The 15,147-nt window shown below is 62.4% G+C and carries 17 protein-coding genes; all 17 read left to right on the top strand.

What is annotated here, in order from left to right; all coding sequences use genetic code 11:
• The first annotated feature begins 113 nt into the window (after positions 1 to 113).
• The 17 genes from ACQKIK_RS17185 (at position 114) to ACQKIK_RS17105 (ending at position 15,058) form a co-directional block, all read left to right on the top strand.
• Positions 114 to 1,499: a sigma 54-interacting transcriptional regulator gene (locus ACQKIK_RS17185; RefSeq protein ID WP_499137030.1), complete on the top strand. Its 1,386-nt coding sequence runs from the start codon at positions 114 to 116 to the stop codon at positions 1,497 to 1,499.
• Between the two features lie 22 nt (positions 1,500 to 1,521).
• Entirely contained in the window at positions 1,522 to 1,842 is a 321-nt protein-coding gene (gene fliE, locus ACQKIK_RS17180; protein WP_102837156.1) for a flagellar hook-basal body complex protein FliE, read from the top strand.
• 20 nt (positions 1,843 to 1,862) lie between these two features.
• Positions 1,863 to 3,542 (top strand): flagellar basal-body MS-ring/collar protein FliF, encoded by a 1,680-nt coding sequence (fliF, locus tag ACQKIK_RS17175; RefSeq protein WP_499136837.1) that lies wholly within the window; start codon positions 1,863 to 1,865, stop codon positions 3,540 to 3,542.
• Complete coding sequence (locus ACQKIK_RS17170) at positions 3,514 to 4,581, top strand: FliG C-terminal domain-containing protein (protein ID WP_102837154.1); 1,068 nt, start codon at positions 3,514 to 3,516, stop codon at positions 4,579 to 4,581. The genes fliF and ACQKIK_RS17170 overlap by 29 nt, the downstream gene beginning before the upstream one ends.
• Positions 4,582 to 4,587: 6 nt before the next feature.
• Positions 4,588 to 5,286: a flagellar assembly protein FliH gene (gene fliH, locus ACQKIK_RS17165; protein WP_102837153.1), complete on the top strand. Its 699-nt coding sequence runs from the start codon at positions 4,588 to 4,590 to the stop codon at positions 5,284 to 5,286.
• A gap of 1 nt (position 5,287) precedes the next feature.
• On the top strand, positions 5,288 to 6,619 hold the full coding sequence (gene fliI, locus ACQKIK_RS17160) for a flagellar protein export ATPase FliI (protein WP_499136834.1): 1,332 nt from the start codon (positions 5,288 to 5,290) through the stop codon (positions 6,617 to 6,619).
• Entirely contained in the window at positions 6,616 to 7,041 is a 426-nt protein-coding gene (locus tag ACQKIK_RS17155) for a flagellar FliJ family protein (protein ID WP_499136833.1), read from the top strand. Before fliI ends, ACQKIK_RS17155 begins: the two co-directional genes overlap by 4 nt.
• Before the next feature lie 173 nt (positions 7,042 to 7,214).
• Positions 7,215 to 7,490, top strand: coding sequence for a flagellar biosynthesis anti-sigma factor FlgM (flgM, locus tag ACQKIK_RS17150; RefSeq protein ID WP_127838136.1), 276 nt, complete (start codon positions 7,215 to 7,217; stop codon positions 7,488 to 7,490).
• Positions 7,487 to 7,927: a flagellar export chaperone FlgN gene (gene flgN, locus ACQKIK_RS17145; RefSeq protein ID WP_499136832.1), complete on the top strand. Its 441-nt coding sequence runs from the start codon at positions 7,487 to 7,489 to the stop codon at positions 7,925 to 7,927. Before flgM ends, flgN begins: the two co-directional genes overlap by 4 nt.
• 616 nt (positions 7,928 to 8,543) lie before the next feature.
• Positions 8,544 to 9,884: a flagellar filament capping protein FliD gene (fliD, locus tag ACQKIK_RS17140; RefSeq protein ID WP_499136831.1), complete on the top strand. Its 1,341-nt coding sequence runs from the start codon at positions 8,544 to 8,546 to the stop codon at positions 9,882 to 9,884.
• The gene (gene fliS / locus ACQKIK_RS17135) at positions 9,881 to 10,279 is read left to right on the top strand and encodes a flagellar export chaperone FliS (RefSeq protein ID WP_499136830.1); all 399 of its coding nucleotides are present in this window, start codon (positions 9,881 to 9,883) and stop codon (positions 10,277 to 10,279) included. Before fliD ends, fliS begins: the two co-directional genes overlap by 4 nt.
• The gene (locus tag ACQKIK_RS17130; RefSeq protein ID WP_127838139.1) at positions 10,263 to 10,586 is read left to right on the top strand and encodes a hypothetical protein; all 324 of its coding nucleotides are present in this window, start codon (positions 10,263 to 10,265) and stop codon (positions 10,584 to 10,586) included. Before fliS ends, ACQKIK_RS17130 begins: the two co-directional genes overlap by 17 nt.
• Entirely contained in the window at positions 10,583 to 11,761 is a 1,179-nt protein-coding gene (locus ACQKIK_RS17125) for a flagellar hook-length control protein FliK (RefSeq protein WP_463309125.1), read from the top strand. The genes ACQKIK_RS17130 and ACQKIK_RS17125 overlap by 4 nt, the downstream gene beginning before the upstream one ends.
• A gap of 36 nt (positions 11,762 to 11,797) precedes the next feature.
• Complete coding sequence (locus tag ACQKIK_RS17120; RefSeq protein WP_127838141.1) at positions 11,798 to 12,259, top strand: flagellar basal body-associated FliL family protein; 462 nt, start codon at positions 11,798 to 11,800, stop codon at positions 12,257 to 12,259.
• 10 nt (positions 12,260 to 12,269) lie between these two features.
• Positions 12,270 to 13,049, top strand: coding sequence for a FliA/WhiG family RNA polymerase sigma factor (locus ACQKIK_RS17115; RefSeq protein WP_127838142.1), 780 nt, complete (start codon positions 12,270 to 12,272; stop codon positions 13,047 to 13,049).
• A 225-nt stretch (positions 13,050 to 13,274) separates the two neighbouring features.
• Positions 13,275 to 14,147, top strand: coding sequence for a flagellar motor stator protein MotA (gene motA, locus ACQKIK_RS17110; protein WP_046163488.1), 873 nt, complete (start codon positions 13,275 to 13,277; stop codon positions 14,145 to 14,147).
• Entirely contained in the window at positions 14,144 to 15,058 is a 915-nt protein-coding gene (locus ACQKIK_RS17105; RefSeq protein ID WP_463309122.1) for an OmpA family protein, read from the top strand. Before motA ends, ACQKIK_RS17105 begins: the two co-directional genes overlap by 4 nt.
• Positions 15,059 to 15,147: the final 89 nt, after the last annotated feature.

The following is a 15,147-nucleotide window of genomic DNA, read 5'->3' as shown; positions in this document are numbered from 1 at the left end:
GGGCGACAGAAGTTCCGGAATACTTAAATAATTTTTTCAGCGAATCCGGCGTTGTGTTCAAGCAAAAGCCTGACGGCGCCAAGGTGGTCACATTGAACAGTGTCAGTCATGCAATGAACTACTCCCGCGAAGAGCTATTCGCTCCAGCGCCGGCGCGCAAGAAAATCCTTATTGTCGGTAACCCCGTCCAAGCGGGTTGCGAGTTCCTTGAAGCAGGTTTGCGCAAGGAAGGTTGCGCGGTCTTTCTACATGCCGATCTAAATGATCTGGATAGTGCAGCCTTGAAAGGAACGTCACTGGTTTTCGTTGTGATCAGCGGGATTCAGCAGCCGGCCTTATATACGCAGATCGATTCACTTATTCGCCGTGGGCGCTCGGTCAGTGTTATTCCGGTCGTGCAGTATGCCGATCAGGAAAAGGCGGCCGCTTTACTTGAGCTGGGTTGTGTCGACTACTTGTTGTCGCCGTTCAGCGAAAGTCAATTAAGCGCGTTGTTGCGCCGCCAGGAATTCGCTGACGCCGCGCAGGAAAGTTTCGTCTCCTGTTCCCAGGCTGGCCGCCGCCTACTCGCCATGGCGCAGCGTGTATCGCTGACCCGAGCGCCGATCCTGATCACCGGTGAAACCGGCACTGGCAAGGAGCTAATGGCGCGTTACATCCATCGTTTCTCGGCCAGCGCCGATGCGCCTTTCATCGCGGTGAACTGCGCCGCTATCCCTGAACAGATGCTCGAATCGATTCTATTCGGCCATGAAAAGGGCGCCTTTACCGGCGCAGTGACGGCGCAGCCAGGCAAATTCGAACTGGCCAACGGCGGCACGCTGCTGCTCGATGAAATCGGTGAATTGCCCCTGGGGCTGCAAGCGAAGCTGCTTCGCGTTCTGCAGGAACAGCGCGTGGAGCGCCTCGGCGGGCGCAAGGAAATCGAGCTCAACGTGCGCATCATCGCCGCGACCAACCGCGATCTGCAGGCGGAAGTGGCGCAAGGGCGTTTCCGTGCCGACCTGATGTTCCGTCTCGACGTGCTGCCGCTGCACATCAGCCCGCTGCGTGAGCGCAAGGAAGACGTGCTGCCGCTGGCTCGCCGCTTCGTGGCCAAGTACGCGCCGCAGGAAGCCGACGAAGAATTGTTCACCAGCGATGCTTGCCGCGCGCTGCTGCAGCACGACTGGCCGGGCAACGCCCGCGAGCTGGAAAACACCGTGCAACGCGCTCTGGTGTTGCGTAATGGCCTGTTCATCCAGCCGCAGGATCTCGGGCTGGCCGCACCGCCTCAAGCCGAAGTGCGCAGCGAGCGGCTGCCGCTGCCCGCGGTCGAGTCCGGCAAAGCCGCCCTGCGCGCTAGCGGCAAGTGGGCCGAGTACCAGCACGTGATCGACACCATCCGCAAGTTCGATGGGCACAAGACCAAGGCGGCGGCCAGCCTCGGCATGACGTCGCGCGCCTTGCGCTACCGCCTCAATGCCATGCGCGAGCAGGGCATAGAGCTGAATTTCTGAGTTTTACAAGGGAGAGCCAGCGATGAGTTCAATCACTCAGGTGCAGCAGGATCTGCTGGGCCGGATGCAGCAGCTTCAGGATGTCGCCAGTGGCACGACCATCAAACCGGCAGACCAGGCGGCGCCCGATGCGGGCGGGATGTTCATGGCGGCGATGCGTTCGGTCGATGCGCAGCAACATCAGGCTGGCGCTGCCATGGCCGCGGTGGACAGCGGCAAGAGCGACGATCTGGTGGGCGCCATGATCGACAGCCAGAAGGCCAGCGTGTCGTTTTCCGCGTTGCTGCAGGTGCGCAACAAACTGACCACGGCGTTTGACGACGTCATGAGAACGCCGCTTTGACCCGGCGTGAGAGCTAAGACGTGCTGCAGAAAATCAAAAGCAAACTGCCCGCCGGCGGCCTACAACTCGACCCGCGGGTAACGCTCGCCGGCATGGCAGTAATTGCCGCCGCGCTGGCAGTCGCCGTGGCCTTCTACCTGTGGCGCGATAACGGTTCGTTCCGTCCGCTGCATGGCGCCGGTGAGGCCTTTCCGGTCGCCGAGGTGATGCAGGTCCTCGATGCCGAGGCTGTGCAATACCGCATCCATCCGCAGAGTGGCCAGATTCTGGTGCGCGAGGACCAGCTGTCCCAGGCGCGCATGCTGCTTGCCGCCAAGGGCGTGAAAGTTGCCCTGCCGGCCGGCTACGAGCTGTTCGACAAGGAAGAGCCGTTGGGCACCAGCCAATTCGTCCAGGACGTGCGTCTCAAGCGCAGCCTCGAAGGCGAGCTGGCGCGCACCGTGATGTCGCTCAAAGGCATTCAGCATGCCCGTGTGCACCTGGCGCAGGAGGAGAACAGCTCCTTCGTGGTCAGCAAGCGTGCGCCTACCAAGGCCTCGGTGATGCTGCAGTTGGAGCCCGGCTACAAGCTGGGCGCCGATCAGGTCAGTGCGATCATCAATCTGGTTGCCGGCAGCGTGCCCAACCTCAAGCCCGAAGATGTTGGCGTGGTCGATCAATACGGCGCCCTGCTATCGCGCGGCTTGAATGTCGGCGGTGGCCCGGCGCAGAACTGGGGCGCCGTGGAGGACTATCAGCAGAAGGCGGTGGCCAATATCGAAGAAGTGCTGGCGCCGGTACTGGGCAGCGGCAATTACCGCATCAGCGTCGCGGCCGATATCGATTTCAGCCAGAAGGAAGAGACGCTGCAGTCCTATGGCGAAACCCCGCGTCTGCGTCGCGAAGTGCTGAGTAACGAAAGCGCGCTCGATCAGCTGGCGCTCGGTGTGCCCGGCTCGCTGGCCAACCGGCCTGTTGCGCCGCCAAAGGAGGGCGAGGAGCCCAAGCCGGTCAAGGGCGAAACCAAGGGTGCGACCTCCCTGCGCGAGGAATCCACCCGTCAACTGGACTACGACCAGAGCGTGATCCATGTGAAGCATGCCGGTTTCACCCTGCGCCAGCAGAGCGTCGCGGTGGTGCTCAACGCCGCCGCCGCGCCAGAAGGTGGCTGGAGCGACGAGGCCCGCGCCGAACTCGAGGCGATGGTGCGCAGCGCGGTTGGCTTCAAGCAGGCGCGTGGCGACCTGCTGACCTTGAGCGTGCTGCCCTTCGCCAGTGTGGAAACCACGCTTGATGAAGTGCCCTGGTGGGAAAACAGCCAGGTGCATGCTCTGGCCAAGCTGGGCGTCGCCGGCCTGATCGCGCTGCTGCTGTTGCTGATTGTGGTGCGCCCTGCCGTGCGCAGTCTGACCCAGCGCAACGCGCCAGTTGAGACCGATTCGGTGGCCCTGGAAGGCACCCTGGCGGGGATGCCGGGTCCGCTGCCGATCGAGGCGGAAACGCGCGCAGCACTGGCCAGCCCGCGACCCAGCGGCGACGGCATACACGTATTCGGCGAACTCAATCCGCTCTCGGAAATTCGCCTGCCAGCGCCCGGTTCGGGGCTGGAGCTACAGATCGAGCATCTGCAGATGCTTGCCAAGAACGACCCGGAGCGCGTTTCGGAAGTCATCAAGCATTGGATAGGCCGCAATGAAAGAGAACTCAACCCAGCCAGCTGAGTCGGCGACCGGCTCGAGCAAGGAAATCAAGGCGCGCCCGGTGCAGTTGCGCTCGGTGAGTTCGCTGGACCAGGCGGCCATCCTCATGCTGAGCATGGGCGATGACATTTCGGCCGGCATCCTGCGCAACTTCTCCCGCGAGGAAATCATCAGCATCAGCCAGGCGATGGCGCGTCTGTCCAACGTCAAGCAACCGATGGTCTCCGATGTGATCAGCCGGTTCTTCGATGACTACAAGGAGCAGAGCAGCATCAAGGGTGCGTCGCGCACCTACCTGTCCGGCATGCTCGGCAAGGCGTTGGGTGGCGACATCACCCGTTCGCTGCTCGACTCCATCTATGGCGAAGAAATTCGCGCCAAGATGGCGAAGATGGAGTGGCTGGACCCCAAGCAGTTCGCCGCGCTGATTGCCAAGGAGCACGCGCAGATGCAGGCGGTGTTCCTCGCTTTCCTGCCGCCTGGGATGGCCACCGACGTGCTCGAGTGCATGCCGGCCGAGCGTCAGGACGAGCTGTTGTACCGCATCGCCAACCTGAGCGAGGTCAACAGCGACGTGATCGCCGAGCTGGAGCAGCTCATTGATCGCAGTCTGCAAGTGCTCACGAACCAGGGTTCACAGGTGCGTGGCGTGAAGCAGGCCGCAGACATCATGAACCGGTTCAAGGGCAACCGAGACCAGATGTTCGAACTGCTGCGCGCGCACAACGAAGAACTGGTCGGCAAGATCGAAGATGAAATGTACGACTTCTTCATTCTGTCCCGGCAGAACCAGGACGTGCTGCAGACGCTGCTCGAAGTGATCCCGCTGGAAGAGTGGGTGGTTGCGCTCAAGGGCGCCGAGCCGGCGCTGGTGAATGCCATCCAGGGTGCGCTGCCCAAGCGCCAGGCGCAGCAGATGGAGTCGATCAACCGTCGCCAGGGCCCAGTGCCGCTGTCGCGGGTGGAGCAGGTGCGCAAGGACATCATGGCCGTGGTCCGGGATATGTCCAACGAAGGCGACCTGCAGGTTCAGTTGTTCCGCGAACAGACCGTCGAGTAAGCGCCGATGAGCATCAAGATCATCAAGGGTGAAGGCCGCTCCTGGCGGCCGTTCCGCTTCCCGCCTCGCGTGCGCACCGCCTCTGAACTGGCCGACAGCGTGGCCGGTGATCCGGCGGCGCTGCAGCGTGCCGTTGCCGATGGCTTTCAGGAAGGCATCGACAAGGGCTACGAGCAGGGCCTGGAACAGGGCCGTGAAGCCGGACATCGCGAAGGTTTTGAGCGCGGTGTCGAGGACGGCAAGGCGATCGGTCGTGAAGAAGGGCGGGTCATGGGACGTCGCGCATTCGACGAAGCGGCCCGGCCGCTGGATGAACTGGTCGAGCGTTTCGAGCACTTCCGGCAGGAATTCGAACAGGCGCGTCGCGAGCAACTGCTGGAGCTGGTGCAGAAGGTTTCCAAGCAGGTGATCCGCTGTGAACTGACCCTGCATCCGACGCAGTTGCTGACCCTGGCTGAGGAAGCCCTGGCGGCCATGCCGGGTGATCAGGAAGACGTGCGCATCTTGCTCAACCCCGAGGAATGCACCCGGATCAAGGAGCTGGCACCCGAGCGTGCGGCGGCCTGGCGTCTGATCCCGGATGAAAAGCTGGCGCTCGGCGAGTGCCGTGTGATCACGGCGCAGGCCGAAGCCGATATCGGCTGCCAGCAGCGCCTTGATTCATGCATGGATACGCTGGGCGAGCACATCAGGGCGGAAGCCTGACATGTCCCTGCGCGAGAGCTTCCGGCTCGACGAGGCGTTGCGCTCGCTGGACACGGTGCAGCTGGCGAAGGTCAGCGGCCGGCTGGTGCGCGTTTCCGGCATGCTCTTGGAAAGCCTCGGCTGCCAGCGCATGACCGGCCAGCGCTGCTTCGTCGAACAGGGCGACGGCAGCATGCTCGAAGCGCAGGTGGTGGGCTTCAACCGCGACATCACCTACCTGATGCCCTTCAAGAAACCGGTGGGACTGACGGCCGGATCGCGCGTATTCCCGGCGCCGGATGATGCCAAGCTGCATATCGACGAATCCTGGCTGGGGCGTGTGGTTAACGGCCTCGGTGAGCCGCTGGACGAAAGGGGCAAGCTCAGCGGGCGCGATCCGCTGCCCACCGAGCTGCCTTCGGTCAATCCGCTCAAGCGCAAGCCGGTCAGTGAACCGCTGGACGTCGGCGTGCGGGCGATCAATTCCATGCTCACCCTCGGCAAGGGCCAGCGCGTTGGCTTGTTCGCCGGTTCCGGCGTGGGCAAGAGCGTGCTGTTGGGCATGATCACTCGGCAGACCAAGGCTGACGTCGTGGTAGTCGGGCTGATCGGTGAGCGCGGGCGCGAGGTGCAGGAGTTCCTGCTGCATTCGCTAGGTGAAGAGGGCCTGAAGAAGGCCGTGGTAGTGGTGGCGCCGGCCAACGAATCGCCGCTGATGCGCCTCAAGGCCACCGAGCTGTGCCACAGCATCGCTGCTTATTTCCGCGACCAAGGCAACGATGTGCTGTTGCTGGTCGATTCGCTGACCCGCTACGCCATGGCCCAGCGAGAAATCGCCCTGGCCCTCGGCGAGCCGCCAGCGACCAAGGGCTATCCGCCGTCTGTGTTCGGCATGCTGCCGGAGTTGGTCGAAAGCGCCGGCAATGGTGCCAATGACAACGGTAGCCTGAGCGCCTTGTACACGGTTCTCGCCGAGGGCGACGACCAGCAGGACCCGATTGTCGATTGCGCGCGTGCAATTCTCGACGGGCACATCGTGTTGTCGCGTCGACTGGCGGACGCCGGGCATTACCCGGCTATCGACATCTGCGCTTCGGTCAGCCGATGCATGAGTCAGGTCGGCCAGCCGCCGCACCTGGGCGCGGCGCGGCAACTCAAGGAGTTCTACAGCACTTACGAGAAGATCAAGGAGCTGATCCCGCTGGGTGGCTACAGCCCCGGCGCAGACATCAAGACCGACCGCGCCGTGCAGCTTGCACCCACCATCGAACGCTTCCTGCGCCAAGAAGTGGGCGAGGCGGCGGAGCTGGAAACCAGTCTCACCATCCTGCAAAGCATCATCAGGAAGCCATGAAGCAGCAGATCGAAACGCTTACACGCCTGGCCAGCCTGCGTGGCAACAGGGTCAAGCAGATGCTGGGGCAGGTTCAGTACCAGCAGAACCTCTGCCAGCGCTATCGCAACAACATCACCGGTCTCAGTCGCCTGTGCGGGTTCTCCGTGCCGATGAGCACGCCGCTGCAGCGCGACAATCAGCAGCGCTACAAAGCCACGCTGTACAAGATGGTCGAGCTGCAGCGGCGCGAACTGGCCGTGGCCGAGCAGGCCCTGGTGCGTATTCAGCAGGAGCTGCTGCAGGCCATGCGCAGCGAGAAGGTGGTCGAGCATGTGATCGAGGCCAAGATGCAGCAGTGGCAGCAACTGTTGATGGCGCAGGAACAGAAGATTCAGGACGGTCTGGCGGCGCAGACCTGGTGGCGAAACCAGATTGCCTAGGTCGCTTCGGCTGTAGGAGCCAGGGGGACGCCAAGTCCTTGCTGGCGATCACGGTACACCCGGCGCCGCACGGCGCTAACGGCGCCACTCGTCCGTCCGATTGCAAAAAAGATTTAAGTAATCCGCCCGAGCGGTCGCTTGTTAGGCAGTAACCACCGAGTTGGAACGAAATCATGGAAATCAGCCGGCAGTTCAAGCCCGCCATTACAATGCCCACCGAGACCGCCGCGGCGCGTCCGGCCAGCGCCCGTCCTGCTGCCCAGGCAACCGCACGTCCAGCCGCAAGCCTGCCGCTGGAGCAAATGCAGGATGCCCTGCGCGCCATGCCCGAGGTTGATATGGATCGGGTAGCGGCCATCAAGCAAGCCCTGCAGCGCGGCGAGATCTCCACTGACGTGGGTGAACTGGCCAGCAGCATGCTCAGCTACCATCGCGGAAACGATGCGTGAGCCAGCGTGACAAATTGCTGGCCGTCGTCGATGAGGACCTGCAACAGGACTGCGGCGATTACCTCGCCCTGCGCGAGCTGATGCAGGAGCTCTACGGACGTCTGCTCGAACGCGATGTGCCGGAGATCGACCGCATCAACCTGCAGATCACCGTCCGCGTCGAAGCCATTGCCGCGCGTGCCCAGCGTCGCAGCAAGGTGCTGGCGGCTTTCCGTCTGGAAACTTCAGGCGTGGGCATGCGCCGGCTGCTGTCCAGCTGCACGGGCGAGCGCGGCGAATCCCTTCAGCAACACTGGCGCCAGGTTGGCGACCTCGCCGTGCAGTGCCAGCAGTTCAACGAGCACAACGGCAAGCTGCTCGCCATGCACCACGACATTCTTCAGCAACTGCTTGCCGGTGGGCAGGACGCGCGGCTTTACTCGCCCCAGGCCTACTGAGGCGTAACGTTCGACTCCCTGCGCCTTCCCATGAGCAGAGCACGTCGCGCTGGCCTCATGGCGGGATAAACCATGCAGCGTGTTTTAAAGCGAAACGTTGGATGGAAAAAGCGCACCCGTCTTACGTCCAGTGGCGGTCGAGGTTTCCTCTAGTCCGCCGATCGCCAGCAAGCTGGCTCCTACAGGAGCGCGCTATCGCGGCGGCGGCTGTCTGTCGTGACGCACCCAACCTGCACGTATCGCCTTTCGTAAGAGCCAGCTTGCTGGCGATCAAAGTCTGCGAGCGCCATCAGGTCAAAAGGCTCGTCTCGAGCCCAAGCCTTCCACAGCTCAATCCACTGCATGGCGCTTTGGGGCGCGACCCACGATTGTCAAACCGCTCGCGCTGATAAGGATTAATCCTTTTCGGTTGCCGCTTTAACTCCCTCGCCTTTCACGTCGCCTTTATAGACAGATGTTCCGCCATCGGCCGAGGCGGAAACGGTGCTTCCCCGTTTCCTCGTCTTGTCGCGTTGCGGAAGCCTTTTTTCTGCATGGCCGGCTCTGAAACGCCTGTAATACGGGTATTCGAGAACTGGCATCCAACTTGCTCTACCTGTTTCAAGAGGGGATGGTGATGGCTATAAATTCCGATTACGTACAACAGATGTCGACGCAGTTGGCCACCTACGAAGTTCAGGGTTCGTTGGATCGGCTTAACCGCAACGAATCGCGCTACAAGGCTCAGCGCGACGCGTTGAGCTCGCTGCGCACGTCGATGACGACTTTCAAGTCGGCCATCACCAAGCTCAACAGCACTACGACGAGCATGCTGACCAATAGCGCGACCTTCAGCCAGGAGGGGTACGCCACCGCCACGGTCGGAACCACAGCGCAATCGGGAAGCTATGACTTCTTCGTCAAACGGCTCGCCAGCAAAGACCAGGTCGCGCTGCAGGGACTTACCGATGCCAGCCTGGCCGGCGGAGGCACGCTCACGATCGGACAGGTTGGCGTTCCTTCGTTCGGGGTAGACATGGCTGGCATTACCACGCTTGACGGCCTTGCCAGCGCCATCAACGGTGCAGCTGATAATTCAGGTGTTCAAGCCACCCTGGTGCGTAGCGACGGCATCGTCAATCTCGTACTGACCAGCACGACAACCGGTGCCAATCAAGCCATCAGCCTGAGCGCTGCTGGCAATACAGACGTCGAAGCTGCTGTTACCGCTCCAGTACGCCTGTCCAGTGCGGCAGATGCCGAGGTTTATCTCGGGCGCGATGCGACCGGCATCAAACTGACCAGCACGAGCAACACGTTTGCCAACGTCATTGACGGCGTCAGCATGACGTTCACCAAGGCGCATGCGGCCGGAGAGGCACTCACGATCGACATTGCGCAAGACAAGGCCGGCACCCAGGCCAAGGCGCAGACCTTCATCGACGCCTTCAATGCGCTGATGACCAGCTTCGATTCGCTGACCGCCAGTGGCGGTGACAGTGCCAAGCGTGGCGCTCTGGCCGGCGATTCCAGCGTGCGCTCCATCGAGAGCCGCCTGAACGGCCTGCTGCGTGCCGATTTCGGTGGCAAGAGCCTGATCGAGTTCGGCATCAGTGCCGACCGTAACGGCAAGCTGACGATCGACGCCAAGCGTTTCGAAGCCGCGGTCGCTAATGATCCAGCGGGCTTCGAGGAGCTGTTCACTGGCACCGACAAGCTGCTCGACAGCATGGACAAAACCGTCGCCGCGTACACCAGCAGCACCAACGGGCTGCTGAAGAACCGCATGGACACGCTGGACATGAACCTGCGCCGTATCGACGAGCAGTTCGAGAACCTCCAGCAGCAGTACGACACCCATTACAGCCGCTACCTGCGGCAGTTCACCACCATGATGCAGACCATGCAGAGCATGGAGCAGACCAGCGGAATGTTCTCGATGCCAACCACACCGCAAGCTAACGGATTGTTCTCATGAACAGCTATCACCCTAACGACAATTATGACAGCTACCGCTCGGTAGACCTTGAGGCGCGTGCAGCCTCGGCGTCCCCTTACGAACTGGTGCTGGTGCTGATGGACGGCCTGCTGGACGAACTGGCCCGTGCCCGCGGCCACATCGAACACAAGCGTTACCAGCAGAAGGGCGTATCGCTGGAAAAGTGCATGAACATCCTCAACGGCCTCAACGGTGCGCTCGACGAAGAGGGCGGTGGCGAGGTGGTTCAGGGACTGGCGCGTCTGTACGAGTACTGCATCTATCGGCTTTCGGACGTCAGCGTGTCGCTGTCGCTGGAAGGGCTGGACGAGGTGATCAACCTGCTCAGCATTCTCCGCGAGGGCTGGGAGGGCGTCAGTGCCGCCCGTAAGTGACAGCGAGCGCCTGATGGCGCTGCACGGCGAATTGCAGCAGGCGTTGCAGAGCAGCGACTGGACGGCGGTCGCCGCGGTTGACGCGGCGATCCGCCAGTGTCTCGAAACACTGGCCGGGCGGCTTGAGCTGGACGAGCCGACCCACGCTGCCAAGAACCGCCTCAAGCAGCTCCACGGTGAAGGCCTGCAAGCCTGTGCCGACGAATGTGAGCGCCTGCGCCTGTTGTTGTTGAACCACCTCGAACACGCCGAAGGGCGTGCCGCCTATCAGCGCATAGACATGTTCCAAGCCGGAGACAGGGGATGATCATCCAGTCAATTTCCGCCCCGCGTGCCGCCGCAGCAAGTGCTGAAGCCGCATTGCCGGTTGCCGCGCGCGCGAGCCACGGTGGGCAAGCCACAGCCGGCCGAGCGATGGCAGCCGATGCCCTGCGAGGCTTTGCTGAGCGCATGCAGCGGGCGTCGACCACAGCTGATGATCAGCTCTCTGAGTTCTCCGCCGCCCTGTTGCAAGGTGCGCTGCCTGAGCTGGCAGCCGAGCAGGGCCAGGTGATGCAGGCAGGCGGCAATTCCAGCCAGGGCAATGAAGCGCCCCAAGAGCTGACCCCTGAGCAATGGTTGTTGGGGATGATCGACCAGCAGCTGGCCGAAATTCAGGCGCGCGATGCGGCACAAGTTGCCGCCGCACCTGTGCCACAGGCACTGTCGCAAACCGCCACATCGGCGAGCGACGACCTGCTCAGCCTATTGCCGGGGCAGGCCCAGCTTGCCAATGCCCCGCTCGACGCCGTGCAGGACGATTCGCTGAACATCGTGAAGATGGCTGTTCAGGGCCGCATCGTCGAGCTGAACCCGGTGGCGACGGCCATGCCCAAGCCCATCGTCGAGATGAGCGTCGGCCAATCCCTGGCCGCCGCAATCACGCCGGCCGATGCCATGCCGGCCGCGTCGCTGGACTCGCTTCTGGACGTCGCTGAGCCACTGGAAGCGGGCGACCCGCTGACCGCGACGGTCGAGCGCGGACAAAGCGCGCCGCTGCAGTCTGCCGACCGTGCGCTGAAGTTGCAGGCACCGGAGGCCAAGTGGGGCGAGCAGATGCTCCACGCCTTGCGCGAAAACGTAGATCTGCAAATCCAGCAGAAGATCCAGAGCGCCACCATCCGCCTCGATCCGCCGGAACTGGGCAGCATGGAAATCCTGCTCAGCCACGAGTCGGGCCGGCTCAACGTGCACCTGTCTGCCGCGAACGCCGACGTGGCGCGCCTGCTGCAGCAGACCAGCGAGCGTCTGCGCCATGAACTGGTGGGCCAGCACTTCGTCCAGGTCAACGTGCAGGTCGGCGCCGACAGCGGCGGCCAGCAGGGTCAGCCGCGTCAACGGCCTGTGCTTGCAGGGGAAGAGGCACCTCTGGCGGCCCGGCCGCAGGAGCAGGAACAGCAACGTGAAAGCGGCCGCGCCCGGGACGTCCTGGTAACGGTTTGACCCGTTTCAACCTAATTAGCCATTTGTGAGTGAGTTATGTCGACGTCCCGTATTGTCCTGCTGATGCTGTTGCTCAACGTCCTGACCGTTGCCGGTGGGGTTGGCGTCAGCTACTGGCTGCTCAAGCCTGGCCTGGAAGGCACTGGCTCGGAACAGGTCGCAGCGGCCGAGCCGGTTGAGCCCTCCGAGTACGAATTTTTCCCTGTCGATAAAGTGATCGTCAGCGTGCGCGGCGAGGGTCGTGAGCACTATTTCGTGCTCGATCTGGCGCTGCAGGCGGACGCCTCGGACGAGCCAAAGAACTTCGAGCAGGTGGAACCCATCGTGCGTAACTCGGTGGTGGGCTACCTGTCGTCCCGTTCCTTCGATGAATTGCGTGGACTGAAGATCGGTGAGTTGCAGGAGCGTCTGGAAACAGCCCTGTTCGCCGATTTTGCAGCCAAGAATGCAGCGGTGCCCTTCAAGCACGTGCTGGTCAACAAGCTGATCGTGCAGTAAAGGCCGCGCCATGAGTGCCACTTGCCCCATCGACTATTACGGCGCTACGCCGGCCGGCCCCTCGGTGTTCGCACCGGCGGTCGAACAGCGCTGGCTGATGCAGTACCTGCCGCTGGTCAAACGCATCGTTCGCCAGCTGTCACTGCAGGCCAACCAGGTGCTCGACCGCGAGGACATGGAACAGATCGGCATGATGGGGCTGCTCGAAGGCCTACGCCGCTACGGCGAGCCGGACGAAGGCTTCGGCAAGTTCGCGTCCCTGCGAATCCGTGGTGCCATTCTCGATGAGCTGCGCCGCCAGGACTGGCGCCCGCGCCAGGTCCGCCAGCAAGCCCACAAAGTCCGCGATGCGATCCGCGATCTGTCACGTCAACTGGGCCATGAACCCAGCGATGAAGAGATCAAAGCCCACACCGGCCTCGATGAAAAGGAATACCAGGAATTCCTCTGTGCTGACTCATCCGAAGCGATCGAAAGCCTCGATGAGCTGTTGCAGAGCGGCCACGAGCACTTCCCTGACACCACCGAGCTATTCGAGGAGCGCCTGATCAAGGAGCGCGTGCTGGCGCAAGCGCTGGCGCGACTGGACGAGCGCGAACGCCTGGTGCTGACACTGTATTACCAGCACGAACTGAGCCTGAAGGAAATCGCCCTGGTGCTGGAAGTCAGCGATGCCCGGGTTTGTCAGCTAAGCAAGCAGGCGATCGGCAAGGCCTGTCGGTTTTTAGGGGCTTCTGACGCTTCGATCGCGGCCGCGCGGGAGCCTGTTTTTGCGCGCGGCAAGGCATGAGGAGAGAAGTTTGGTTACTCCAAATGAACGACGAATAACGCTGAACCGCGCAAAAACAGGCCCGGCCCTTCGGGTTGCGCGGCAAATGACGCCATGCGGCGTTGCGGGACTTGGCAAGGGAATAACCATTACCGGCGTCCCGCGCCTTACCTGGCGTCATTTGGCGCAGCAACGCGGCTCGCGCCGAAGCGTCAGCAGCCCCTTAACCGAGAGAAGTCAGTAGTCATGCAGAAAGTATTAGGTGCCTTCATCATCATCGGTTGCGTGCTGGGCGGCTACGCCATGGCCAATGGCGATATGCGCATGCTCTGGCAGCCAGCCGAGGTGGTCATCATCCTCGGCGCCGCGCTCGGCAGTCTGGTGGTCGGTAACCCCAAGGAAGTCCTGATCGAGATGCTGCATCAGATCAAGGGCGTCTTTGCCTACCAGCGCCGTGGCGAGGAATTTCAGCGTCAGTTGCTGATGCTGCTCTATGAATTGCTGGAGATGGTCGACGTGGGTGGTCTGAAGGTTCTCGACTCGCATATCGAAGAGCCGGAGCAGAGCGACCTGTTCGTGCGCTATCCCCTGATCCTCCAAGAAAAGAACCTGATGGCCTTCATCGCTGACAATTTCCGTCTGATGGCCATGGGCAAGATCACCGCGCACGAGCTGGAAGGCTTTCTCGAACAAGAGCTCGAAGCCATGGAGCACGCCCTCCTGCAGCCGGCGCGCTCGCTGCACAAGATCGGCGAAGCCATGCCGGGCTTCGGCATTCTCGCGGCGATCATGGGCATCATCATCACCATGGGCAGCATCGGCGGCAGCGTCGCGGAAATCGGTGCCCACGTGGCCGCAGCGCTGGTGGGTACTTTCCTCGGCATCTTCTTCTGCTACTGCCTGATGGACCCACTGTCGAACGCTATGAGTCAGCGCATCAAGACCGAGCTGTCGGCGCTGGAATGCGTGCGCACCACGCTGGTCGCCCATGTGGCCGGCAAGCCCACGCTGCTGGCGGTGGACGCCGGTCGCAAGTTGATCGAGCAGGACGTGAAACCCGCTTTCCGTCAGCTGGAAAAATGGGTGACCCAGTATGAGGAAGAAAGGGACGCCGCATGAGGAGCCGGGACAAGAGCAAGGGCGGCGGCGAGCACGAGATCATCATCAAGCGCCGCAGCAAGAAGGGCCATGGCGACGAACATGGTGGTGCCTGGAAGGTGGCCTTTGCCGACTTCACCCTGGCGATGATGGCGCTGTTCATGGTGCTCTGGATCATCCAGCCGCAGATGAATCAGACCAACCCCTCCTATGGTGAGATGGAAAGTAACCCGCTAGTTGATGGCGGAGCCGGAATCTTCGATGGCACCAGCACCTCGCCGCTGGAACTCGACGGCGTGCCGGTGCGCCCACCGCAGGCTGACGACACCGACCGCAAGGAAGGGAAAGGCGATCAGGACGGCAGCCATAACTACGGCTCGACCGAAGAGCTGAAGAAACTCGCCGAGCTGATGCGCGAGGTTGCCAGCGAGGTCGATGCTTTGGCCAACCTGGAAGTAGACGTAGTCCCGCAGGGGCTGCGCATTCTGATCAAGGACGACCAGCAGCGCTTCATGTTCCAGCGTGGCAGCGCGACGCTCAATCCGCATTTCCAGAAGCTGCTAGGCGTGCTCGCCGGCGTGCTGGCCAAGGTCGACAACAAGCTGATCATCAGCGGTCACACTGACGCCACGCCGTACCGGCAGAAGAATGGCTACAACAACTGGAACCTCTCCGGGGATCGCGCCTTGCGCGCCCGCAATGCACTGGTCGACTCAGGCCTGGGCGAAGGCTCGGTGCTGCAGGTAACGGCTCAGGCGGACGTCATGCCGCTGCACCCCGAAGACCCACAGAGCGGCGCCAACCGCCGGGTAGAAATCCTGTTGCTCACCGCCTCGGCCGAGGCGCTGTACAAGGAATTGTTCGGCGACAGCTACGGCAAGGTGCGCTTTTCCGAAAGCGGGGCGAGCTATAGCGGAGCGTCCGCGGATTAACCAGCTCGGGGGCGGTAGGCGCGAATGAGCGCCTACGGAGCGTGCCACTAAAGCTTGGATCGCGAGCAAGCTCGCTCCTACAGAATTGG

The sequence above is a fragment of the Pseudomonas sp. NPDC047961 genome (assembly GCF_050272435.1).
In the GTDB taxonomy this organism is placed as follows: domain Bacteria; phylum Pseudomonadota; class Gammaproteobacteria; order Pseudomonadales; family Pseudomonadaceae; genus Stutzerimonas.
This window is presented reverse-complemented; position numbering and strand designations above follow the sequence as displayed.